Below are 6,251 nucleotides of genomic sequence, written 5' to 3'. Positions count from 1 at the left end.
GAATGTCCAAAACGCACTTTTGAATTTTGAATTACAAGTTCATGAATTGAAGTCCGTTCACTTGAAAATTATATGTAAATCACTGTAATACAAACATAAACAGTTGTGTTGGTGAATTTTAATGGGACAGCAATGAATGTACATCCCAGAAAATGGGTGTTTGTTGTTCGTCACCTCCGATAGCGGCTGCAGCTGCTTCTCGGTTATCAGGGTTGAGGTTTTGTTCATCTACAGGATAGGTGTAGCGAAGAGGAATAGGATTTCCGCTATCTGCAGGTAGGTTTAGAGTGGGGGCATCGTATTTTCGCCAAACGCTCCAGCCTTCAGTGGGATTGTCATACATGGCAATCCAGAATTGTAGACCTATTTTTTCTTTCCAATCTGCAGATGAATAAGCCACATCTGTTTGTGCTATATAATCATTGGCATCATCGGTTGTACCTCCCCAAAACGTTATTGATGCAGTAATTGCTTCATTGTAGTGATTTGCTGCTCCAGTAACACTGCCAATACCGCGTTCTGCAGCTTCGGCTAGTAGAAATTCTACTTCAGCATAATCCAATAATATTGCTGGGTGTTCCGGATTAACAAAATCTTCTCCCATATGGCTGAAGTTGGCAAATGTATTAGAATCACCATATACACCACCAACATATATGCCTCCGTCTAGATTGTCATCAAAGTAAATAGGTCTTCTCGGGTCGTTTAAGTCGTTCATATAATCAACCAAAGTGTTTGCTGCAACATAATCCGATCTACCGCTTTGTATTAGGTTTTGCCATAACGGATTGGAGTTAGTAGGAAGACTTTCGTAGTGAATAAGGGCATTGTCGGCATTAGATTCGAAAACACCGTTGGCTACGGCAGCTTCTACTGCTGTTTGTGCAAGGCTGGGATTAACATCAGCGAGTCTCATACCGAGTCGGAGTAGTAGTGAATTGGAGAATTTTTTCCACTTCTGCATATCTCCGTTGTACAGCACATCGGCTGTTTCAAAACCTTGAGCCGCGTCAAAATCGCTGTTAATCGCAATAAGACGATTAATTAGATCTTCATAGATAGTAGCCGCGTCATCGTAAACTGGCAAGGTGTTGTTGATGTCCAATGCTTCTGAATAGGGGATGTTCCCGAAGGTGTCGACCATAACCTGCCAGGTGTACACCATTAGGACTTCTATTTGTGCTTTTCTAGCTGCTACTTCTTCCTCTGTCAATTGGGTTTCAGATATCACCAAATTGTTGTCAATATTCTCACTAGCGTTCTTGAGATTGAACAAAACCCTTTGCGATAATCTTTCCCATTGTCCTCCGGGAATGTTACGACCTGTAAGATCGTAATTCGGTTCTTCGAGATATTCTGTCGATGTCAAATACTGGGCTACGAAGCGAAAGATGTTCAGATTGACATTGGGTGTAGCCATTTGGTCACTCAAGCTTTTGGTCGCTGCAGTAAAAAGGTAGTCGGCAGACACTTCTGGCGGATTTTTGCCATCAATATTGTAGTCCTCATATTTGTCATCGCTACAAGCGTATAGTCCGACTGCAACTAATGTTATTAAAATATATTTCTTCATCATTGTTTTTTTAGAAATTAAACTTAATACTAGCTCCTATTTCTTTAATTGCTGGGTGTGCTCCGGATTGATATCCTTGGATATTACCTGCACTGAGTCCCGCTTCGGGGTCGGAGTAAGGTAGGTTTTTATGAATGATCCAGAGGTTTCTTCCGATAAGAGAAATCGAGGCTCCTGTGAACGGAGTTGACTCTAATATTTTGTCGGAGAAAGTGTATCCGAGGCTTACTTCTCTCAATTTGACAAAGGAAGCGTCGTATACATGTCCTTTGTTGGCGTCGTTGGTGTAGCCATAAGGACTTTGACTGGAGGTTTCAACAGGTATTCTGACCGTGTTTTCATCTCCACTTTCTGTTACTCCGGGTAGAATTACACCACCTCCGTCTGCCAGAGAATTTCGCATCGGATTTCCTAAATCATTATTAGCTGCAGTCCTGTCGTACAGTCCGGTTGCAAAACCATACCAAGTATCTAATGAGAATATATCCCCTCCGTGTTGTACGTCGATCAGGAAGCTTAAGTTTAGGTTTTTGTATTTAAACGAGTTTCTAACCCCACCTATCCAGTCGGGTTGAATATTTCCTATGATTTCGTTGTTAGTGCTGGATGTAAGATAATAGCCATCCGCACCTACAATTCGGTTGCCATTATCGTCGTATATATAATCTGAACCTCTTATGGAACCATAGGGCTGTCCCGGTGTAGCATTTATAGAAACACCTCCTTGTAAACTGGCGAGTTGAAGATTGACAATACCTTCGGTAAGGTTGAGAATCTCACTTTTGTTTTTAGACCAGTTAATAGTCATATCCCAATTAAAATCGGTAGTTTTTATTGGAGTCAGGTTGAGCATTAGCTCTACCCCTTTGTTTTCAAGAGATCCTGCATTCAGCCATTTGTTGTTGAATCCGGTAGATCTAGAAACAGGAACCTGTGTGATCAGATCTGTTGTTTTTGTGTGATAGTAAGAGAAATTAAGGCTAACTCTGTTGTCGAAAAAATTAGATTCCACACCAAATTCATACGATTTAGAACGCTCAGGCTTCAGGTCGGAATTGAACATGTCGTTAACTCCTAAAGTATTGGTGTTACTTGCTATAGGAGCTCCGCCAAATGGTAAGCTCACCGTATAGGTGTTGATTAATCTAAAAGGATCGGTGTCGTTACCAACTTCTGCATAGTTGGCACGAACCTTGAGAAAGTTTACCCATTGAGCGTCGATAAGGTTAGACAACAAAACACTTCCAGAGATAGAAGGGTAATAGAATGTATTATTGTCTCGAGGAAGTGTTGATGAACGGTCCCTTCTCAAGGTTCCTTCCAAATAGTAAGTACCCTTATATCCTAAACTAACACGACCGTAAATACCATCGAGCATAGAAGTTGCTTCGTATTCTACCGGAGCTTCCATTGGACTCGCGCTATTTTGGAGACTAAACAGTCCTGGAATGTTCAGTCCGCCATTAGTTTGTGCGTCAATATTGTTCACGTCATTTCTCCTTAGGTTCCAACCTATATTTCCGTCTAAGTTGAGGTCTTCTGTGAGATCTTTGTTAAAACTGAGAATGAGATCGTAGTTGTACTCACTTACGCTATTGTTGTACCTCCTATATCCGGAAACACCTGAACTACCTACATTTCGTCTTTCTTCACGTAATTCTTCATAGGTGTCGAAAGAGAATCTCCCCATAATACTAAATACGTCATTTATTTTATAGTTTAGATTGAGATTCCCGAAATATCTGTTACGAGAGTCGGTTTGATAATTTTCGTAACGCGTCCAATACGGGTTGTCGGAATATATGGGAGCGAGATTTTCAGGGCTGTTGGGGTTCCATGTAATGTTTTCCCTGGTTTTGAAATACGCATCGCGTTGATCGTAGATATCAATGTTGTTTTGCCACCACTGACGAAATTGTTGCATGGGGTTTTCTGAGTCATATCCCGTACCGTATCGCCCTTTTCCGCTCGACTTGGTGTATGTAATATTGGCATTAGCCGAAAACTTGTCAGTAAAGTCGTGAGATCCACTGAATTTTAAAGTATTTCGTTTTATATTACTATTTGGGAGGTTTCCGTTTTGATTAAAATTGGTAGCGCTTAATCTAAAGGTGCTTTTTTCGGATCCTCCGTCTAGAGCGACAGAATTAATAGAGGTTACTCCTGTTTCCCATATATCGTTTGGAGTGTGCTTTCCGGCTACCCAAGGAGTGGGTTGCATATAGGTGTCTCCCAGTTGCGGGTATATAGAATTCCATTGATAAACCATGCGGCTTGGGTCAAAAGCTGCACCGTATGATGCGTCAGCTGTAAAAGGAGTAGTTGTTTCATCTATACCATCTCCATCAATATCAAATAACCAGAATCCATCTCCGGTGTCATAACCGGGAGAGTATCCAGCACCATATTTATTTTGATATACTGGAAGTGTTTCTTTATCGACTTTGGAGGCGGTTATAGAAGAACGTACTGTAACTCCAATACCTTTTTGTTTCTTCCCTTTTTTTGTTTCGATGATAATAGCGCCATTGGCTGCTCGCGCTCCGTACAAAGCAGTTGCAGCTGCGCCTTTCAATATGTTTATCGAAGCGATATCATCGGGGTTGATGTCGGAAGCGGCGTTTCCATAATCATAGCCTCCACCACCCTCCATTTGGGTTGTGGAGTTGAAAGTGCTGTTTCCAATAGGTGTACCGTCTATAACAAATAATGCTTGGTTGTTACCGGTGAGAGACGAACTTCCCCGAATGATTACATTGGTAGAACCGCCCATAGTCCCCGATGGGCTTATACGAACACCAGCCGCTTTACCGGAAAGGGCATTTGCAAAGTTAGCAGAAGGTACTGTGGCAACATCATCACCTTCTACTTCTTGTGTAGCATATCCTAATGATTTCTTTTCCCGCGTAATCCCCAAAGCTGTCACAACAACCTCTTCGAGGTTTTCAGCATCTTCTTCCAAGACTACGGATATATTTGACGAAGCACCTATTAGTACTTCTTGAGTTTTCATCCCGATATAAGAAATCACTAAGGTTTGTCCTTCACTTGCAGTTAAAGTGAAATTACCGTCAAAATCGGTCTGAGTCCCCGAAGTGGTGCCCTTAATCAATACATTGGCTCCGGGGAGGGGCAGTCCGGATGCGTCTTTAACCGTACCTGAGACGGTTTTTTCCTGTGTATAGGATAGTGAATACACAGATAACGTTAGAAACAACGTTAAGATTAAACTGATTTTTGTTCTCATATTTGTATAAATATTTTGAATTAGTGTGTTAAATATATGCAAAAAAAACGCAAATACAATTTATTGATGAGATTAATTAAATTATTTTTTTGTAGTCTATTTATTTAAATAATGTGTGATTTGTAATTTTTACATGTATTTATGGTGTATTAATAACGATTGAAGGGTATTTTGTTTGATATATTTTTACAAACATAAGGATTTGAAGATTGTTAATATTGTGATAATAACGCTGCTTTTTGTAGGATAAGTCTAATTTAAAATAGCGTTGTGTGATCTCTGTTTTTGGTTAAATTTTAAAGGAGATACCACTTTGACTGAGGGGTTGTGGATATGAGGCTGCTTTAAATTGTATATATGAAAGAAAATTAATTGATTAAGTTTGAATAATTGGAAAAAAATTCTACCTTTGCCACCCTCTAAAAAGAGGCTTTGTTTAAAATAAACATTATTTGTAAAGTAAATTATGCCAACAATTTCACAGTTAGTACGAAAAGGAAGAACCAGAATTACCAAGAAGAGTAAATCGGTTGCTTTGGATTCGTGTCCTCAAAGAAGAGGGGTTTGTACGCGTGTTTACACTACTACACCTAAGAAGCCGAACTCTGCAATGCGTAAGGTTGCGCGTGTTCGTCTTACAAATGGTAGTGAGGTAAACGCTTATATCCCCGGTGAAGGACACAACCTCCAGGAGCACTCGATAGTATTGGTAAGAGGTGGAAGGGTAAAAGACTTGCCCGGTGTAAGGTATCACATTGTGCGCGGAGCGCTCGATACTGCCGGAGTACAAGGTAGAACACAGCGAAGATCGAAGTACGGAGCAAAACGACCCAAGGATAAAAAATAGTCGTTCTGTGCTAGGTAATGCTATATGATATGGTGTTGCTAGTGTTCTGTCTGAGAGTATTTGTTTAAAGTCGAATTACATTTAAAGAAAAGAAATGAGAAAAAGAAAGGCGAAAAAGAGGCCTCTTTTACCAGACCCAAGGTTTAACGATCAGTTAGTGACTCGTTTTGTAAACAACTTGATGTGGGATGGGAAGAAGTCTGTTGCGTTTAAGATATTTTACGATGCTATCGACATCGTAGATGAGAAGAAGCAAGACGAAGAGAAGTCTGCTTTGGAAATTTGGAAAGATGCATTGTCTAATGTGATGCCTCATGTAGAGGTGAGGAGTCGTCGTGTAGGTGGGGCTACCTTCCAGATACCGATGCAGATTCGTCCGGATAGGAAAGTGTCTATGGCTATGAAGTGGCTTATAGGTTATGCCCGTAAGAGAAACGAGAAAGCTATGGCGCAGAAGCTGGCAGCTGAGATTCTGGCAGCAGCCAAAGAAGAAGGAGCTGCGGTTAAGAAAAGGGTCGATACGCACAAAATGGCGGAAGCGAATAAAGCATTCTCTCACTTTAGGTTTTAATAGCTAAGAACAA

General features: G+C 40.7%; 4 protein-coding genes. 2 read left to right on the top strand and 2 right to left on the bottom strand.

Going from position 1 to position 6,251, the window contains the following annotated elements:
• Window positions 1–118: 118 nt before the first annotated feature.
• Together ACYZZR_RS01795 and ACYZZR_RS01790 are read right to left on the bottom strand one after the other, a co-directional pair.
• Window positions 119–1,573 carry a SusD/RagB family nutrient-binding outer membrane lipoprotein gene (locus tag ACYZZR_RS01795; protein ID WP_461532270.1) on the bottom strand — a complete coding sequence of 485 codons (1,455 nt, stop codon included), beginning with the start codon at window positions 1,571–1,573 and terminating at the stop codon, window positions 119–121.
• Window positions 1,574–1,583: 10 nt separating this feature from the next.
• Window positions 1,584–4,820 (bottom strand): SusC/RagA family TonB-linked outer membrane protein, encoded by a 3,237-nt coding sequence (locus ACYZZR_RS01790; RefSeq protein ID WP_461532269.1) that lies wholly within the window; start codon window positions 4,818–4,820, stop codon window positions 1,584–1,586.
• Between the two features lie 466 nt (window positions 4,821–5,286).
• Between ACYZZR_RS01790 and rpsL the strand changes: the two genes are divergently transcribed.
• Both rpsL and rpsG read left to right on the top strand, forming a co-directional pair.
• Window positions 5,287–5,667: a 30S ribosomal protein S12 gene (gene rpsL / locus ACYZZR_RS01785; RefSeq protein ID WP_461532268.1), complete on the top strand. Its 381-nt coding sequence runs from the start codon at window positions 5,287–5,289 to the stop codon at window positions 5,665–5,667.
• 94 nt (window positions 5,668–5,761) lie between these two features.
• The gene (gene rpsG, locus ACYZZR_RS01780; protein WP_461532267.1) at window positions 5,762–6,238 is read left to right on the top strand and encodes a 30S ribosomal protein S7; all 477 of its coding nucleotides are present in this window, start codon (window positions 5,762–5,764) and stop codon (window positions 6,236–6,238) included.
• Window positions 6,239–6,251: the final 13 nt, after the last annotated feature.

Origin of the sequence: Sinomicrobium sp., from assembly GCA_029266035.1 — a bacterium.
GTDB lineage: Bacteria > Bacteroidota > Bacteroidia > Flavobacteriales > Flavobacteriaceae > Sinomicrobium.
Note: the sequence above shows the minus strand (reverse complement) of the source record. Positions and strands in the feature narration are given on the sequence as shown.